The organism is Enterococcus sp. DIV0756, assembly GCF_051710745.1.
Taxonomy (GTDB): domain Bacteria; phylum Bacillota; class Bacilli; order Lactobacillales; family Enterococcaceae; genus Enterococcus_A.
Window position 1 is genome coordinate 625,959 of record NZ_JBIOLF010000001.1, and the last position, 19,621, is coordinate 645,579.

Sequence of the window (19,621 nt, forward strand, 5' to 3'; positions counted from 1 at the left end):
GTAGAATGATATACGGCATGAGAATCAAACTAATTTTTACGTTAGAAAAATTAGTCCCTTAATACGAATAAGGAAAGAGGAGAAAAAAATGACTGCACAACAAAAGAAGAATGGTTGGTTTTTTAACAAGAACATCATTGATGAAATCAACTCGGTACCAGAAGAAGAAGTAATGCTTACCGAGCAACAAACGCCCATCAAGCCCGTGGAAAAAACGACTGCCACCCAACCCAATGAAGTAGCCGAATTAAAACGTGCCTTAGCAGAAAAAGAGGAACAACTCACTCAGGCGCAAACAGACAACGTGCTAGAAAAGCAGCGCTTAACCAAAGAAAACGAGAAATACAAACAAGCGCTGTTGCGAACTGGCGAAGAAAAAGCGGAGAATCGTCGTCAGATTCAAGAATTAGAATCGGAAGTTCGGCGAAACAAACAAGAAATTCAACGACTGCAAAACAATGAAGAAACCAGTTATTTGAAGGAACAATTAACTCAGGCAGAAGAAGAAGTAACGGCCTTGAAGGATTCTGTGAAGAAGTATCAAACAATGGAAAGTGAGCTTCAAGAAGCGAAGCAGCACATCCGCGAGCTGACAATGGATCAAAAAGAAGAAGAGCTGCAGCAACATGAAGCGTTGAAAAAATACGAACAAGAAATGAACCACTTAGTGAAGGACTTGCATGAAAAAGAAAGTCTAGTGACACAATTGGATCAATTAATTGTCGAAAAGGATCAAGCGATTTTAGAAAAAGAAGACCTGATTCAACAATTGATTGAGGAACAAAAGCACCAGAATACCGTCGTTGAGAGTGAAGTGATCTCGGATCTTCAGCGTCAGTTGACCACGATGCAAAAAGAGAATGACCAGTTAAGACAAGAAGCGGTCCAATCCCAACACGAAATCGGCGAAGTCTTGATTTCAGCTCGCCGCCAAGCCAATCGGATGGTGGAAAAAGCCAAATTAGATGCGCAACGCATTGTGAAAGACTCAGAAGCGGAGCTGCAAACGATTCATGATCGGGCGAAGGAAATCTCTTGTGAGGTCGATGAATCCCGTCAAACGATTTTGAGTATTTACGAAGAATTGAAAAGTCGGGTGGACCAACTTGCTCAAAGCAATGTACCGGATTTGGAAGAGATCAAAGGACGTTATGAATATCCAAAAGTATCCGTGTTATCGCGGAAGGATCACCAATAAAAAAACAAGGAAAGTCAGGCGCTTTCGTCTCACTTTCCCATATACATAGTGCTTCAGCAAATCGGATGAATCATTATTAATAGGGTTTATACAAGAAGGGGAGATTATCATGAATCAGGTCTTGATTCTGACAAAGAATATTTTAGCCGAGCAGGACATTCAACAGAAGTTGCAGGCATTGAACTATGAAGTCTATTGTTCGGCACGGGTGTTTGAAAATTCGATCCGACAAGTCGAGTCGCTGGAGTTTTTCAACTATTTTCAATACCTCATTTTGAGTGAAACGATTTGCGAATCTGAAGTGATGGAAATCATTCAGCTGATCAAGAATCCAGCGATTCGGATTATTCGCAAGGTAGAAGAGAAAGTAACCGAGATGGATCACCAATACTTGGAGGAGGAGGTGCTGCACGCCATCATCTCCAATGAAGACTCAGTAGATGAATTGCGGGAATGCTTGTATGCACTGAAGAAGCAGCAGGAATCCACTTACGAAAGTCAAAAATATGTGCAATTATCTGATAAGGTCTCATTGATCAAACCTCATGTGTTGCAGAAAAGCACGGCTTCACCAGAGGAAAATTATCAATTTTTAGAAGTCCTGCATCATTTGTCTCAAACCGAAACCAAGATTCTGTTTATTTTGGTCCAAGCTGGCAACAAAGTCGTGACCCGTGAGACGATTTGTCATCAAATATGGAACGAAGAAGTCAATAAATCTCATTTGGCCTCGTTGTCTAGTACAATTACACGGATCAAGAATAAGTTCGAACAAACAAATTTGACCCATAAAGCCATCCAGACCCTTTGGGGAAAAGGGTATCGCATCAACCCGGAGTTATTGGATCGGATCCTAAAAAACGACGCGCTGCATGCGCTGGTTTCGAATGGGTAGTAAAACAACTAGATAAGTCAAAAAGAATCAGAATGAAAATCTGATTCTTTTTTGTTTATAAGTATAATAAAAGGAAGTTGATGGAAGACATTCATATTACGAAATAAATAAGTAAAAATTTCATTCAGAGAATCATGGTAACTTAAATTCCAACAATTGTAGCGAGTATGCTACAATTTATTCAGAGAAATAAATGGTAAAGTCAGAATTTGAACGGGAAGAGGGGTTTGATGAATAATCTAAGTCAGAGATTACGCAAGGAAATGGAAGACAAAGATTTTAAACAGCTCTATGAGGAAGAACAGCTGAAATTAGACATAGCAGATTTGTTATTTGAGTTAAGAGAAAAGGAAGGCTTGAATCAAACACAATTCGCGAAAAAGGTAAAAAAATCCCGTTCCTCAATAGTAAGAATGGAAAAGGGCATAACAGAACCATCAATTAGTATGTTAGAGGACATAGTAGAAGCTTTAGGGAAAAAGTTAGAAATTAAATTTGTCGATAAATAGAAAACAAGCCAAGAAGTAAGAATCAATCGTGGAAATGTAATAGCTGTAGTGAAATATAAACTTGCACCAATGAAATTAATCTAATTGAGTGTAAAAGTTATTCAGAATCTTTCTGGATGGCTTTTTTTGTTTATAAGTGGGTTTGGACTGATAATGATTAAAAATAAATGGAAGGAAGAAGAATGGTTGTTAATAAATAAAAATAAATAATTTTATTTATTTTTAAATGAAATGACAATAGATGGTTATGAATATATAATATAAAGACATCTTTTTTGTATAAGAAAAGATGTCTTATGTATTTTTTTATATTAGGAATACAAATTTGTTTTATCATGTTTAATTTCTTAGTCTTGCAAAAAACTAGAAATTTTTTGAACTAAACAAGATTCGTCAACTTATTTATTCGATAAATCGAAAACTTTTTATATCGCAATTATATATTATTAATTATTAATAGGCAATATGAATCATGAAAATAATTATTTTTAATTAAAACCTCAAGTTTATTAACAATCAAACCTTTTTTTGTTGTCATTTACTTAATCAAACCTATATATAAATACTTAAAATACGCCGTCTGATAAGCCGTCAGAACAGGAGGAAGTTGCATTGCGAAAAGGTGAAAATATCTATCTTAGAAAAGATGGTCGTTGGGAAGGAAGATTCCCAAAAGGAAGAAAAAGTGATGGGAGAATTAAATATGGTTACATATATGGAAAAAGCTACAGCGAAGTAAAACAAAAGTTATATCCACTACGGATTCATTACCAATCTTTGCAGCAGATTCAGGGAACATCGGCTGAATCATTTGAGGAATGGTCGTATGAATGGCTCGGGGAAGTTCAAGATGACGTGAAGCCTTCGACTTTTTCTAGCTATTGCTACAAATTAAAAAAATATATATTTCCAGTGATCAAAACGATTCCTTTGAATGAGCTGTCACTAGAAACTGGAAGAATCTTACTAAAGAATCTTCAAACCAAATTATCCAAATCAACAATTCAGGTAATCTTCCGAATTCTCAACAAGTGCTTGAATCATGCGAAAAAAGCCCAAAAGATTACGAAGAATCCTTTTTCAGAGCTCAAAATACCGAAAGCCAAACAACGTAAAATCCGTGCATTAACAGTATCAGAACAGAAAAAAGTAATGAATATCGCGTTAAAGGAGAAAAAAGGATATGGCATTCCATCCATACTAGCCTTGCATTCGGGGATGCGGATCGGTGAGATAGCGGCGCTGCAATGGTCAGATATCGACTTTGATACCAACCTCATCTACGTGAAGCATACGTATCAACGCATTTCAAGTGCTTGGTCGTTGAAAAGAACGCAGCTGCTTTTAGCTGATTCAAAAACAGAAGCCTCTGTTCGAATCATTCCAATTAGTAAGATTCTAAAAAAATTACTGCTGAAACAACGCAAACGCTCAAAAGGAAGTTTTGTCTTTTCCACGAATGGGCAACCGTGTGAGCCGCGGCTTTTGACCTATCATTTTCATCGGATTCGAAAAAAAGCGGAAATCAACGAGATTCATTTTCATCAATTAAGACATACTTTTGCAACACGTTGTTTAGAGGCAAATAAGGACATTTCTTCAGTCAGTTCCTTATTAGGACATGCATCAACGCAAATGACTTTGGACACCTACGTGGATGCAATGCTGGATAAACGATATCAGGTTATTGATGAGATGTGTAACCTTATCTGTTAAATAAATAAAAAATTCTTTCAAAAAATGACTACTAGATTTTTTGGCTAACCTTTTTTTCTTTTTTTGTAGAAAACGGTTTCAAGCATTTGGCCATTCTCTGTTGATAGATAAAATCTAATAATAGTAGCTATTTTTTGATAAAAGCTTTTTAAGCAGCTCCATCGTGAATTTTACGCCGTCTATCATCGTCAATGAGGCTCAATAAACCTTTAATTTAAAAGGTTTATTGAGCCTTTCTAGTTTTTTGCAAGACTAAGATGAAATTGTGTTAAATGTATGCTGGCGACTAGATATTTTAACTAAAATTGTGAACTTATTCATGTTTTGAAAGGAGGTATGTTTATCGAAGGACAGACATACTAATTTTTATGATTTCCCAATACCCAAGAAGAAGGCGAATTCTCCTAGGTATTGGAAAAATGAATATATGAGAAATTTGGCGGTAACCACTTCTCATATATCCATTTTACTTAATTTGGTAATAAAAACAAAGAATAGTAAAGGAGTTTATTATGAAGAATAAGAGAAAATGGATAAGTAAAGCGGCAATGACGTTAGGTGTGCTGACAATGTTGGGATCGGCAGGTGCTGGATTAGGGTCCATCGCCTATGCAACACCGGATGTACCTTATGTGAGTACAAATGCGGTTTCAGATGATACTTCTGATCGTACGATTACCCTTTGGAAATATGAAATCAATAGTTCGGCTGAATTGGGCGAACGCGGCGATGGTGAAAAGATCGATCCATCGAAAACACCGGATACAACAGGGAAGAAATTGATGGGGGATGTGGAATTTGAAATTGTCCGTGTCATCCCTAAAAAAGATGGTTCAGGCAATTTTTATAAACTAGATGATCCGACGAAACAAACAGAAGGCACGCACTATGATGTGGATGCGAGCTTTTCTCCAATCAAACAAAAGACAGGCGATCATACGACCGGAGCAAAATTTGGTACAACGACATTTAATGTCGGCAATGGAAAAGCAGCCGATGGAATTTATCTGATTCGCGAGGTTCCAACAAGAACACTTTCAGATGGAACAGACGAATACGAGTTCACGGATGAAAATGGAGAAACAAAAAAAATCTCTACACCAATGTCACCATTCTTTGCGTATTTACCTCAAACAAAACGTGATTCTGAGAATGAATTGATTTACGACGTTCATGTGTATCCGAAAAATATCGTGACCGATAGTAAAGGGGATAAAACGGTAGAAGGACAAAAAGGCTACTCTATCAAAGCAGGTCTGCCTTTCCAATGGGAAGCGACAGTGAAACTTCCAACTGGTTTATACAGTGAAATCACTCAAAATATGACCATCCAAAATAGATACGATGCTGATGGAAATGCATTACCAGACTTGGATATTACTGCATCACCGACAGTTCCGTACGACTTGTACGCAAATCATTTCTACATTCACGATGAACTGAACGAAGAATTACATTTGGACAATGTTGAACTAGAAGTTCTAGACAAAGGAACACCAGCGACTTGGTCGAAGTTAGTTTTAGGCACAGATTATACCGTGACCGTTGATGGTGCAGCAAAAACCACTGCGCCAATTACGAAGGTCAAGGATGACACACCGACAGACGTTAAGATTGAATTAACGCAAGCGGGAATGAAAAAGATCGAAGGCAACTATACGGATATTCGAGCAATCTACCATGTTCACACAGATGTCGATTTCAACGGTACGATCGAGAATGAATTTGACTATGGCTATTTAATTCCTGGTCAAAAACCATTTACGGATACCCCGGAAGACAATCCAGAATACTACGATGGTGGCTTCACGATTGACAAGACAGAAGAAGACAAAGACAAGAAGTTAGCAGGGGCAGTATTCTATATCGCAACGAGTGAGCAAAATGCCAAAGACGGAATCTTCTTGGCAACGGATGGAAATTCTTACCGCTTAAAAGCGGATCCGAAAGACCCAACAGGAAAACCTGCACAAACACCACCTTCACCAGCATATTTCTTAACAGATACAACCGATGTGAATGGTCATGCGCAATTTGATGGTTTGCAATTGGATTGGTATACAGAGTCTGGGAATAATTCAAAACAGGATGCAGATATTCCTTCAGAAGCGACTTGGCCAAAAACAGATCCAGGAAACGGCGATCCATTTATTTCAAAAGATTACTGGTTAGTGGAAACAGAATCACCAGATGGTTTTGAATTGTTGAAGACACCGACAAAAGTAAAAGTAACACTTGATCCAAATGATACAAAAGTTCACGTGGAAAACAAATCACAAACCAAACTACCATTCACCGGTGGCACTGGCACAATGCTATTAGTCATCATCGCCATCGGCGCAATCACTATTGGTACTGCCGCAATCGCTATTGATAAAAAACGTCGCGCCGTTTAATTATGGAATGACGAAATTTTCATCAAGCACTGTTTACGAAGAGGCAGCAGTAAAGAAAATTTTTAGACGCATACGATTGAACAGCATTGGCTGTTCAATCGTATGTAGATTGTTTCCTAAGGAGACAATGAAAAGGAAAGGAAAGGAAGACGATGACAAAACCGAAACAATTTAAACGCATGGTCCCCCTCCTTCTTCCTATACTTCTTCTGGTAGGAGCGATAGCGTACCACGGAGTGTTCAAAGGGGAATTGTTAAAAGCCTTTGAAACTACTCCGACTTTAGTGAATGTTAAGTATGATGAGAAAACTATAGAAGACACTCTCAAGATTGAGAAAGAAGATTCTGTAGAGATTGAATTAGTAGCGAAGCAAGATGGAATATATAAACTTCCTTACGATGAAAACTATTCTCTTTACTTTTTAAATCAAAAAAAAGAAGAGACATCTTCTTCAATATATACGGAAGCTCAGTATAAATTGGAAAAAATATTAGATAAGTTTTCAAAGGAAGTCAGTGATTCCTCTAAAAAAGAAGAGTCAGAGGAAGAAAACTACTTCCGAGTAGAAAAAGAGACAAGCAAAGGGTTTTTCATTCTTTCTTTAAAAAAAGATCAGACACAACGGATAAGAATTGAACGAAAGAGCTCTTCTGAAATAAACATAGATATTTTAAATGCCTTGTCAGAAGAGGAAAAGCAAACCTTTCTACAGTTCAAATCTGTCGAGCCAGAGCCATCAAGTACGAGTGAAAGTGAACAACGCACAAAGGATTCTTCGAAAAAAGCAGCAGCCAAGGAAGAAATAACCCAACCTTCTCAAGCAACAACTAATTCAAGTGATACGGTAGCGACAGAAGAAAGCAAACCAACTTCTTCAACAGAAGCGACTACCTCAAAAAATGAGCAGGAAGAAGTTGAAGAGAAAAAAGCAAACAAAGAAGCATCTTCAACGAGTACATCAGAAACCAAAAAAGAAACAACCGAAGAAAAGAAAAACGAAACGAAGCAATCGGAGTATAAAAAAATTCTTGATGTAGAAACAAAGACAACGAAAAAAACATTGTCTAGTTTGGAAAAGGAAAAATACACAGAAGAAGATTCTCTTGTGACGCCACTGTATTTAGGTGAAACGAAAGAGTCAAAAAACTCGAAAAAGGCAAAAGCTACTTCTCCAATAATAGTAAGAGATGCGAAAATATCTGTAAAAACAGGAACTAGTAGCTTTGACACCGGCAACGACAATCCAGGCTATGACTCAAGCCCAGATAACAATTTGGTTCGTTCGTATGATCAGGTGGCTTATTTAGTGTCATTCTCTATTCAAAGCACTTCTACAACGAAAAAGTATGAGAATATTCGTTATCGTGTGATTTCGAACCTATCAAATGCTGTAACAATCGATGGAAGCGTCCCAAGAAAGAATGCAGAAATTGCGAACGGTGAATATGTGGAACACTCTAGTGGAGATGGTTCACAGTATTCTGAAGGTGTGATGGAATCTGTGATTAGTGATACAGGGCAGGTATTTGTCCCTGTCATTGCGAATGTATTTGGTATGGATAATGGTGACAAAATCAAACCGACTTTCAAATTAGAAATTGTCGAAGCAGATGATATTTCAACAGGTGAAACAGTCGTTTTCAATAATATTTATGATGCTTCTTCCAATCCGGAGAATATAAAATTATCAGTTCCTGATACGTTTGTTTCTTCTAAACCTTCGATTGATATTAAGCTGGTTCAAGGAGTTGAGAAAGATAGTTCAGTTATTGGGAGTTCTGATCCAAATTTTAGTACGTATAATGTTGGAACTTTCACAGTATTGAAACCACTTGTGGGAAGAGACCCTGATGACTTTAGAGGGACGGCTCTTCCTAAAGGGGACATCACTTATACGATTAAGCAAAGAGGAACTTACCGAAAAATCGGAAGTGGAGAAGACAAAGATTTGGATTCAACTCAGTTCATTGGATGGTCGCTTAAGGGATACTCAATCCCAGAAAATGATCGTTCAACAGCAACTTGGACTAAAAATGGTACGGTTAATGAGTCTGCCTTAGATGGTTCTATTTTAGCAGTCCCAAGAGGAAAAACCGAAGAGTTCCATATGAATCAACCGTCTCAGGATCATGAAAAAATTGGTGTTTACAATTCTGGAAGCGTAACAGCTACTGATGGTCACTTAAATACGCAGATTGTAAATAAAAACTACGCACGAACGGTTAATCCTTATACTTATACAATGGATGGTAAACGGATGACCGAAGAGTGCTTCTCTAGTTTGGAAATGATTTACTCTTGGAAGAGGACACGCACGGATGAAGTAGCGGCTACTGATAACTGGGAAAGTTATACAATTTCGTTATACGTCGATTCAATTAATTATGATGGAATTAGTCAAGGTGGGAATTCAGAGGTTAAGTTTTTAAAAATTATTGAAAAAATACTTGGATATTCATCAATACCAGCTGTTTATCGCCCTAGCAACCTGCTTGTAAATAGTGTCACAACATATGGAGATCAATACTTTTGTAACGTAACTCCAGGTTATATTGGTAATTACAATACTGGTAATGCTCATGTTTTCCCTGGTGAGGAAATTATTGTTTCTTGTGGGTTGGGATTTATACAGCGAGGCAAAGGAAATAATGGAGCTCAGATAATCCATATGTGGGATCCTACAGGATTTGAGTATGATGATACTCGAGAACCTTTCCAACTGGATGTATGGAAGCGGTTTTCAACGGAGCTTACTAGTAGTTATAAGTATGGTGTTGCAAGGAATATAAATTTAACAGCACCGTATACGCAGAAAATGTCAAATACTGTAAACGAAATGGCTAAATATAACTGGTATACAACGCCTGCAGAAGCAAAATTACATGGAGTTATCAGTGCAGTTGTTTGTGAGAGCTTCTATGAAGCGAGAGGGGATACAGATGGGACGATAGCGATAAATACAGCAGTACCATTAAAAGTATTAGATTCATATGGGGATACGAACCCAAGCGGGAATAGAAAGGCCTTTTTTGCTACTAGTCGTCTTATAAATAAGGATGGGGAAAATATTGAGGAAAGTCTATACCCAAACGTTTCCAGAGATAAGACAGATAGTGAAGGAACGGCTCATTATGAAGCAACGACATTTGATGCTGATGGGAATGTCATCAATAAAAATATGCAATATTTGAATTATGTTGCAGAATCAATCTATGTGGATCCTTTTCACGTGACCACGAAAACGAAAGTTGAAAAGCCCCTTTATCAAACAAATGAGGATATTGACATCACTGTTAATGGAAATTATGTAGGAACCTCTTCAGTTAACTATGACAGTGCTTTGAATGTCACTTTACCAAAAGGAATTCATTATAAAGCAGGTACGGCAAAAGATACTGTGAATAATATCACCTTACCTGACCCGACCCCTATTCAGAATGCAAATGGCACAACCACGTTACGTTGGACATTATCCGAGGTAGATATAAACAGAGGTTCAGAAATAAAATTTTCTGCCACCTCTGATTTTACGCAAATCAAATTCAAAGAAAGTGGCTATACGGATCGCCTGAAAGTAGAAACAGTTGGGGAAATGTGGGTATCGGGGAGTCCTGATACAAAAGACAAGTCTGATTTATCAACACGTACTTCAACAGATGATCTCATTTTACAAATGGTCCAACAAGTCATTTTAAGTAAGGAAACGAGTAAGCCGTTAATCGAACTTGGTAATAACGATCCTGTGAATTCGGATAATTCAATCACCTATAAAGTGAAGATGGTAAATGAAAGTGCGGCGGCGATTCCTAATGCCAAGTTATTGGACATATTACCAAATAACAATGATAAGCGAGGAACAATTTTCAATGGGACTTATACCGTTGAAGAGATTACGGTGAATGTACCTGGGGCCAAAATTACATTTTCGAATGATTCCTTTGATCCAGCTACTAGTGATCCGAGAACGATATCTAACTCTGGCAGCTGGTCAGCATATACACCTGGAGTTACACCAAAAGCACAGATAAAAGACGCGAAGTCTATTCTAGTAAGTCATGATTCACTAGCTGTAGGAGAAACCATTGAGTTAACGATTAAAATTCAGCCGACGGGGCAAAAGGCTGGGGATTTGCTTGTTAATAATGCTGCAATGAATTCTGATTTGAATTTACCAGTGAATTCTCAGATGACTTGGACCCGTGTATACGGTCGTGACCTATCTGGTTACGTCTGGTATGACGACGATTATGATGGATTGATTGGTACAAAATCAGATGGTTCACCTGAAGATTCTGTTGCTAATATTCCAGTGAAATTGTATCGGACAAGTCAGAATGATGTTTCTTATAAGGATAAATTGGTCAAAGAGAGTTTAACAGGAGAAAAATTCGTTAATGACTCTGGTGATTCCTTAATTAAAACGGACGCAGATGGGAAGTATACATTTACCAACCTTCCTGAGGGGGAATATATTGCTGAATTCGTGATCGAAGACATTGTCGTTACGAAGAAAATCGTGATAGTCACCAAGAAAAAAGTCGGCAATGACGACACCTTGAATTCGAAAGCTGATCCAACCACGTTTAAAACGGATGAGTACAATCAGCCGGTGTTAAGTGAGTTGCCAACAGAGTGTAATCCTGATGAATACATCTATTCAGTGAAAAATGTCAATGCTGGATTGACTCGTCTATCCAAGATTCGTCTGTTCAAGTATGAAGAGGGAACAGTGATTGACGTAAACAAAAACGGGACATTAGAACCAGAGGAAATTGAAGCAAGCACCACTAATGCCTTGGAGGGTGCCGAATTTCAAGTTTACAAAGGAAAGAAAGACGATCCAGATACGATCAAAGATGAAAATAAAATCGGGACTCCGGTAAAAACAGGAAGCGATGGCTGGCTAGAGTTCGCTAGTTTACCACCAGGTTTTTACACGATTGTTGAAACCCAAGCACCAGCTGGGTTTGAATTACTGAAAAATCCAATTGAAGTAGAGGTTCCGACGTACAACTATATTGCGATTGTCCATGTTCCGGACAAAGGTCATACCAAACTACCATTCACTGGTAGCACAAAAGCCATGCGGATCATCTTAATCGCTGCTGCTTGTCTCTTAGTCGTTGGTATGACAGGCGTGTTCCTACATTTTCGACCGATCAAAGTAAGGGGAGGAAACTAAAATGAAAAAACTACGCCGTTTGTTGTTCTGTTTGTTTGTTTCCTTTCTGAGCTTTGGTGGGGTAGCTTCTGCTCATGCCGAAGCAGAAGCCACTGAAAATACGGGATATAACATCTATATCCAGAAATATAAGATACTGGACTTTGCCAAAATTGAGAGTACGCTGCCGTTGGATGGAACGAAGGTCGATCAGGTGAAGGATGCGGATGGGAAGAATTTGGACCCGTTGCCTGGGATGTCTTATGAGATCACTCGTGTGACACCGATTCAAGGGGCTTCTGGTTTTGAACCTGTTCAAGGGGATGGCGCCTTTACGACAACCGTAGTTACGGACGAGAAGGGGCTTGCCCATGCAGGTAACTTAGTTCAAGGGATGTACCAAATTGTCGAGAAGGAACATGCGCAGCTAAAAGATGTGATGGAACCCGTGATCGTCGAACTGCCGTTTCCTCAACAGACGGGTGAACCGTTGAATGAAGTCTACATTTATCCGAAGTCCAGTGTGGTCGGTGATACCCCTAAGTTGCCTATCACAAAGGGACCGGATGGTACGCCGATTGAAGTTGATGAAAAGGGTGAAATCAAACGCTTGCCGCAAACCAGTGGGAATATTGGAACAGCTCAAGTGCTGATCTGGATTCTAGCAATGATTTTCGCCATGGGTGGCTTCGGGATGTTGAGTATCCACCGGAAGAAAGATGTTTTTTAAGAATTGATTGATGCATCATTACTGAAGAAAGAATCTAGGATGCGTAATTTTTGGTATCCTTGGATTCTTTCTTTCAAATTGTTGGAAAGAAGGACCTGTCATGAAGAAAAACAAGAAGCCTAGAAAACATTCCTTTTTGAAAATCTTTGCGATCATCATGATCGTGGGCGGTGTGTTGACGCTTCTTTATCCAATTGTCGGGAACTATTTAGCCAATCGTGAGCGGAGTCAGGCGGTTTCTGAGTACGATGACACGATGAAAAAGATGTCCCAGAAAGAAAAAGACGAACAATGGGCATTAGCTAAAGCCTACAATGAGTATATTTTTAATAAACAGGAGGGGCTACCTAAAGGTGATCCTGTTGTTTATAACAAGATCATGAAACAAGGGGATGTCATGGGGACTGTTGACATTCCATCGATTGATATCAAACAAATGCCTTTTTTTCACGGCACGTCCTTTAAAACATTGGAAAAGGGGTTGGGGCATTTTGAACCCACGTCGATTCCGATTGGTGGGAAGAATACCCATTCGGTCATCACGGGACACAGTGGGGTTAAGAACCAGGTACTTTTTACCGATATTCGAAACTTAAAAGAAGGCGATTTGTTTTTTATCAATATTTTAGGCAAACGCTTGGCGTATGAGATTGATTCCTTTGAAGAAATCCTGCCAAGCGATGTTGATAAAGTCAAGATACATAAGGGTAAGGATAAAGTCACACTATTGACTTGTACACCTCCAGGAATCAACACGTTTCGATTGTTAGTCACCGGACACCGGATTGATTATAAGACAGCGGTCAAGAAGAAAGTTAAGAAACGCAACACCTGGAGCTATCAAAACATTGTTCTGGCAACACTTGGCTTGAATGTCGCGATCTTCGCCTTATTGATGGGCTTATACCGGCGCTTTATCAAACGATTCCGATCGGAAGACCCGGTTGTTTCAGCGAAGGCACGTAAGAATTTGAAACGATTATTTACTGTTACCAAGACGCTCTTCATTATCCTGTTCATTACGATGACAGCGGTGTTGATCACCGCGATTTATGGCTATCTCCATATGGAACAAGAACCGGCATCGGCCGCAGTTAATGTTGGGGCGACAGAGGAATTGAGTTCCTACAATATCGACAAGGTCCAAAAGGCGAATTACGGCGAGAAACAAATCGCCAGTGTTAAAATATCTGACTATGCCAAGGCCAAATCGGTGGTTCAAACTACCACCAACAATTGGGGCATCGGAAAGATTGTGATCCCCGATGTCTCGATTGACCTGCCGATTCTCGCCGGCATGGCGAATGAAAACCTGTTAACAGGAGCGGCCACCTATCGCTCCGATCAACAGTTGGGCAGAGGAAATTATGTTGTTTTAGCCCACAATATTTTTGATAAAGATGTGTTATTGCATCGAATTCAAGACTTAAAAAAAGGACAATTGATCTACACAACGGACTTCAAGAACGTCTATGTCTACGAGGTTTCTTTGAACAAGATCATCGAAGAGACCGAGGTGTCTTATGTAGAAAAAGAACCGAAGAATGGGATCGCAAAAATTACGCTTTTGCGTTGTGAAGGCGATATCGGCACGATCTATCGACGGCTTGTTCAAGGAAATCTCAAAAGTGTCGAGCCATTGCATGATGCAGAAAACGAGCTATTTAAAAAAATGAAGCTGAAACGCGACGATGGGAAAATCGACGGCACGATCGTGAAGAAGGATCCCGTGTCCGAGCCCGAACGGGTAAGTATGACGCTGGCTGCCAAGATCATTTCTGATCCGATGCAGACGGTGGTACCATTGTTCTTATTATTTTTGTTGCCAATACTATTTTTTAGTTTGATATAGAAAGGAACAAATACATGAAAAAAATAATACTGGGTACTTGCTTTGTTCTGGCCTGTATCATCGGTTTGGCTAGTTTGCGAAGTGGTGCATTGAAAGCTGGGGAACTGACGAGCAATTCTTCTTTAATAGTAGAAACTGGTACGATGGAAAGTTCAATCTCCATTCCAGAAAGCAGTGAACTCCCTCCTATTGAGGAAAATGCGCCTGAACCGGTGAATGAGGTTCCTACTTACGAATCTGAAGATAAGATAACTGAGACATCAGAACTATCAGAGCAACCAATTAGTTCTGAATCATCAACGGAACAATCAACAGATGTACCTGCTTCAGAAAGTAGTACAACGGATTCAACTACAAGTTCTAGCTCGACAGCATCGTCATCTAGTACATCAACTAGTATTCCAAATCCGTCAGACAGCAGTACAACTAAACCAAGCAGTAGTAGCCAATCAAGTAATACACAGCCGAGTACGAATCCCAGCAGTTCAGCACCAACGCAGACATCTACAGGGAAAAGTCAGGAAGAGCCAACCAAGCCGGCACCTCCAGCACCTGCGTCACCAAGCAAACCAATAGCATCGAATACTACAAGCGTGCAGTCGAATGCCTTCGTTGCGCCAACCGCACCTGAGGCATTTTCGGAAACAAGTACCTTGAATCTACCAAGTGAATTGAAGACAAATGAAGTTGCCAAATCAGATTTGAATGGATTCGAATTACCGTTGTTAAGCAGCTTTAAAAATAAAGACCATGCGGCAGTCATCTACGAAGGCATTAAGCAACTCGGGACAGAACAAGAAGAAAACTACTCTGTGGAACAATTCGCCACAGAATTGTATCAGAAATTATTTAATCTAGAAATGACCGATAAACCAGAAAAAATGCCAGAAGAAATGACAGTTGGCAGTCTGATTTATCAAAAGAACAAAGAAAAAAATGTCTTACTTGGTGTCTATATCGGAGAGGACTATTACTTAACCGTTGATGATGTAGAGATTGAAGAAGATGAGGAAGAAGAAAAAACAACCTCTGATTCGAAAGTAGAGACAGAAAAAGAAACGCAACGCCAAGTCGTTGTGGAGACTATTGATCTAGAAGAAGATTTACTTGTTCAAGAGCTGCCGAAAGCAAAATTATCAGACTATGGAAAACAAGTTCTCGCAGATTATCCTGCTTCTATGAACTTTACCGAAAATGAGAGTGCCAAGAACTTTATCGAAACCATCGCGGAAGATGCGCAGAAGCTGGGGCAAGAATACGATGTTTTTGCCTCAGTCATGATCGCTCAGGCACTAATAGAGAGCGGATCAGGAACGAGTACCTTGTCACTTTCTCCTAATTTCAATTTATTCGGAATTAAAGGCACGTATAACGGACAATCCGTGTCCATGGCAACCCAAGAAGATCGCGGCAATGGCGAGTTGTATTCCATCAACTCCGCCTTCCGTAAATATCCTAACTACGCGGCGTCATTAGGGGATTATGTCCAATTAATTCGCGGGGGAATCTCAGGCAATGACGGGTACTACAAACAAGCTTGGCGATCGGAAGCGAAGAATTATTTACGCACAACGAATGCCTTAACCGGCACCTATGCGACGGATACGACCTATGGACAAAAACTGAACTCGATTATCGCCTTGTATCATCTGACACAATACGATCGGGTGAAAACTACCGATAGTGATTCTGGCATCTTCATCAAAGGCAAAGAGGAGATTCCAACCGAATATAAAAGTCGGATGAAATATCCTGACTTCAACGGTGTGAACTATAACAGCTCAGGCTCTTACCCAGTTGGACAATGTACCTGGTATGCCTTTAATCGCGTGAAGCAATTAGGAAAATCGGTGGATGATTACATGGGCAACGGCGGCGAATGGGCTACTAAAGGCAAAGCGCTGGGCTATCAAGTCAGTCAAAAGCCAAAAGCCGGCTGGTTGATCTCCTTTAAACCAGGCGTTGCTGGTTCTGATCCGCGCTACGGTCATGTGGCCTTTGTCGAGGTGGTTCGCCCAGATGGGATTTTGATTTCAGAAGGGAATGTCTATGGCGGAACAGTGATTTCGTATCGTGTCATCGACACCGCGTTAGCGACTTCCGATCAAGTTTCCTATATCAAGGCTAAATAAATTTACACATATTCTTATTTACTAATAGAAGGAGCACCAGAATTTATGGCAACTGTTCGATCACGGCAAACGAAAAAAGAAGGAAGCGCCCCGCAACGTTCGATCGGGAAAAGTCTTGTATTGACGATCTTGACCCTGTTGGTCTTAGTGACGATGTTCATTTCAGGACAGCTGGTACGAAGAGAATACAGCTTCCATCCCATCTCTGGCACCTCCATGAGTCCTACTCTGACAGAAAAAGACATGGTCTTGGTGAAGAAGCGTGATCCGATTCGCCGCTATGACATTATCGCTTTTTCTGTTAAGGGAGAAAAAGGGAAATTTGTGAAGCGTGTGATCGGGATGCCGGGAGACACGATGTTCATTCGCAACGACCGCATGGTTTTAAATATTGGCGAGCAGGGGGAATTTGAAACGACCTATACCTTTCAATTGTCCCCAGCGGTTGCCGAAGAATTTCAAGCATTAACGGAAATTCCAAAAGGTTTGTATTTTACCACAGGAGATCATATTGATGTCTCAAAGGACAGCCGTACCTTTGGTTTTGTACAAAAAAAAGAAGTGGAAGGGAAGGTTCAATTCCATCTTCCCTCTCTGATCGGAAAGCAGGCGGATAGTGAATGAGTAATATAAACCTGCTGGTGATACTAGTAATACTCAGTGCGGGATTGGTTGGTTTGGCCATCATTTTTGTGGGAATACGAATGGTGTTTGATTGGCGATTGGCTGCGATTCAACGAGAACCGGATCACTCGCCACTGTTTCGACGAAAACTCAATCATCTTAGAAAAATCGAACAGACCAAACATGTTCGCTATTTATTGCTTACTTGTTTGATGATCGGGATCGGAGTAGCACTTACTATTGGTTCTTTCCTAGTTTTGGCGGATGATCATCAGAAGTTGAAAACATGGACTATCAAACTAGAAGAGCGAGTGGATAATTTGGAAATTCAACAGGAACAATTGGTCAAAAGCATTCCTTTGAAGAAGTATCCGGAGGAAGGGATCGGACTCACTGACTATGAATGGGACAAGCTAACTGCGGGAGAGAAAGAGTCAAAACTGCAAGAACAGATGGAAACAGCCATTTCTCAACAATCAGCCCCATACTTTGGTTCTTTCGATACGCAAGTTTCCGTAACTGAAGCGAAAACATTAACGCTTCAGTTGAAGAGCTGGACAGAGGATGACACAAGTAGGGATACGATCAAACAAAACCTGGATGCCTTTGCGAAGGAGGCGGAAAAGATCTCTGAACTAACCGCTATCCATGTTCGAATGCTTACTTCCGTTGATAACGAAAAACAAGTCATCTATAGCGTCAATTATTCTCGCGAAAAAAGCGAGGATGTGTTTCATAAGAAAAATGTTTCTGAGCAGAATCTAAAGAATGATGGTGGGAAGGGTTAATGGCAGAAAATAAGAAAAAACGAAAATGGCTATCAACACAAGCGTTGAAGGAATTTATCAATGAGATCACGGAAGAAGAACTCAATGCGGAAGAGTTCTTTAATGAAAAAAACAACATGAATGACGCTTATATTCCTATTGAGGGTGAGGAAGCCTCCCAATCTGAATTAGAAGAGCTGATTCAGGAACAAGAGGTTCTTTCAGACCTACCCTCGGAAAACCCAGAGTCAGAAAAAAAATCAGAAGAGGACTATTCCAAACAACAATCTGAACTCCAACAAATCTACGAAGAACTGGTTGCTTTAAAACAAGAAGCCGAAGTTCGGGTCCAAGAGCTGGAACAGGAAAACGATACCTTGAAGGAGAAGCTGAACTTTGAACGGGTTCGAGTGGAAGACGAGTTAACGGAACGAGACGAAGAATGGCAGACGAAGCTTGCCGAGATTGAAGAAGAGAAGCAAGCAACGGAAGCCACAATCGAAGAGCTTCAGGAACAACTTGATGGAAAACAGAAAGAGCTAGCAGAACTAGCCGCGAAAATTGAAAAAGAACAAACTGCAAAAGAAGCAGCGAATGAAGCTGCCGCAGTTGATCTGAAAGAATTGACGCGACAGCTGAAGGAATATCAAAAGAAGTTTCAGGAAGCGCAAGCTGAAAACAGTGAACAGGAAAAAAAGCTGGCTCAGATCAAAGCGGAGCGTGAAAAAGAAACCGCTCAATTTGATCAACTAAAAACGCAATACCACGAATTGGAACAGGACTATCACCAGCTCCATCAACTCAATCAAAAAAATGAAACGAAACTGGTGGAGTTTCAAGCTGAAAATGATGTACTTGATGAACTGCTTGAGGAAAAAGAACAGGAAATCGATACTGAATTGAAGCGATTAAAAGAAGACAACGCGCGATACAAACAAACGATCCAACAGTTAAAGGAACAGGGAACACAAAAGCTTACGAAGGCATTGGAGGAATCAAACATGGCAATGGATGAACAAGAACAGGTACAGGAAGAATCGAGTGAAGAAATGGAACAGCTCGCGGCTGAAAAAGAAGCCCTCAACAGTGCCTTGTTTGACGCCCATGAAGAAATCGCAAAGCTGGAGGAACAGACGAGTCATTTAGAGGAATTAGAAGCGGAAAAAGAACGACTGGCAAGCCGCTTGGCAGATGCGCAAGTGGAATTAAGCAAATTAAGAGAACAAAAAGCTAACGAAGAAAGCCTTGAATTAATTCAAGCAAAGAAACAAGTCGAAGAACTGATGGAAAAGAACGAACAACTAAAAAAAGAAGTCGTTCAATCCCAACAGGAAATCGGAGAGGTTTTGATTTCCGCCAAGAAACAAGCCAATCGCACGATTGAAGAGGCGCAAACCGAAGCGAAACACCTGATCAGTTCCGCCGAATTGGAATTAGAAAATATCAGCAACCGGGCGAGAAAAATCTTGATTGAGGTTTCCGAGTCACGGAAGAATGTTCTTTCGATTTACGATGACTTGGAGTTCAAGGTCGAGGCGCTTTCCAACGGCTCGCTGTTAAAAGAAATAAAGAAAAAGAAACAGGATCAGAAATTAGCCGATTATTTTGATTAGAAACGATAGAGAAAAGGGGAACGAAAG

General features: G+C 40.0%; 12 protein-coding genes. All 12 read left to right on the forward strand.

Annotation, left to right across the window (positions count from 1 at the left end; translation table 11 throughout):
* The first annotated feature begins 88 nt into the window (after positions 1 to 88).
* On the forward strand, positions 89 to 1,198 hold the full coding sequence (locus IGI44_RS03005; protein ID WP_438786311.1) for a hypothetical protein: 1,110 nt from the start codon (positions 89 to 91) through the stop codon (positions 1,196 to 1,198).
* A gap of 109 nt (positions 1,199 to 1,307) precedes the next feature.
* Positions 1,308 to 2,093, forward strand: coding sequence for a helix-turn-helix domain-containing protein (locus IGI44_RS03010; protein WP_438786312.1), 786 nt, complete (start codon positions 1,308 to 1,310; stop codon positions 2,091 to 2,093).
* 230 nt (positions 2,094 to 2,323) lie between these two features.
* A complete protein-coding gene (locus IGI44_RS03015; RefSeq protein ID WP_438786314.1) occupies positions 2,324 to 2,602 on the forward strand; it encodes a helix-turn-helix transcriptional regulator in 279 nt (92 codons plus the stop codon).
* Positions 2,603 to 3,214: 612 nt separating this feature from the next.
* Entirely contained in the window at positions 3,215 to 4,318 is a 1,104-nt protein-coding gene (locus IGI44_RS03020) for a tyrosine-type recombinase/integrase (RefSeq protein WP_438786315.1), read from the forward strand.
* A gap of 512 nt (positions 4,319 to 4,830) precedes the next feature.
* Entirely contained in the window at positions 4,831 to 6,714 is a 1,884-nt protein-coding gene (locus tag IGI44_RS03025) for a SpaH/EbpB family LPXTG-anchored major pilin (protein ID WP_438786316.1), read from the forward strand.
* Between the two features lie 152 nt (positions 6,715 to 6,866).
* Positions 6,867 to 11,897, forward strand: coding sequence for a SpaA isopeptide-forming pilin-related protein (locus IGI44_RS03030; protein ID WP_438786318.1), 5,031 nt, complete (start codon positions 6,867 to 6,869; stop codon positions 11,895 to 11,897).
* Between the two features lies 1 nt (position 11,898).
* Positions 11,899 to 12,606, forward strand: coding sequence for a pilin N-terminal domain-containing protein (locus IGI44_RS03035; protein WP_438786320.1), 708 nt, complete (start codon positions 11,899 to 11,901; stop codon positions 12,604 to 12,606).
* A gap of 100 nt (positions 12,607 to 12,706) precedes the next feature.
* Positions 12,707 to 14,458, forward strand: coding sequence for a class C sortase (locus IGI44_RS03040; protein ID WP_438786321.1), 1,752 nt, complete (start codon positions 12,707 to 12,709; stop codon positions 14,456 to 14,458).
* Between the two features lie 14 nt (positions 14,459 to 14,472).
* Entirely contained in the window at positions 14,473 to 16,590 is a 2,118-nt protein-coding gene (locus tag IGI44_RS03045) for a glucosaminidase domain-containing protein (protein WP_438786322.1), read from the forward strand.
* Positions 16,591 to 16,635: 45 nt separating this feature from the next.
* The gene (gene lepB, locus IGI44_RS03050) at positions 16,636 to 17,214 is read left to right on the forward strand and encodes a signal peptidase I (protein WP_438786324.1); all 579 of its coding nucleotides are present in this window, start codon (positions 16,636 to 16,638) and stop codon (positions 17,212 to 17,214) included.
* Positions 17,211 to 18,002: a hypothetical protein gene (locus tag IGI44_RS03055; protein WP_438786326.1), complete on the forward strand. Its 792-nt coding sequence runs from the start codon at positions 17,211 to 17,213 to the stop codon at positions 18,000 to 18,002. Before lepB ends, IGI44_RS03055 begins: the two co-directional genes overlap by 4 nt.
* Complete coding sequence (locus IGI44_RS03060; protein WP_438786327.1) at positions 18,002 to 19,594, forward strand: hypothetical protein; 1,593 nt, start codon at positions 18,002 to 18,004, stop codon at positions 19,592 to 19,594. The genes IGI44_RS03055 and IGI44_RS03060 overlap by 1 nt, the downstream gene beginning before the upstream one ends.
* Positions 19,595 to 19,621 lie beyond the last annotated feature (27 nt).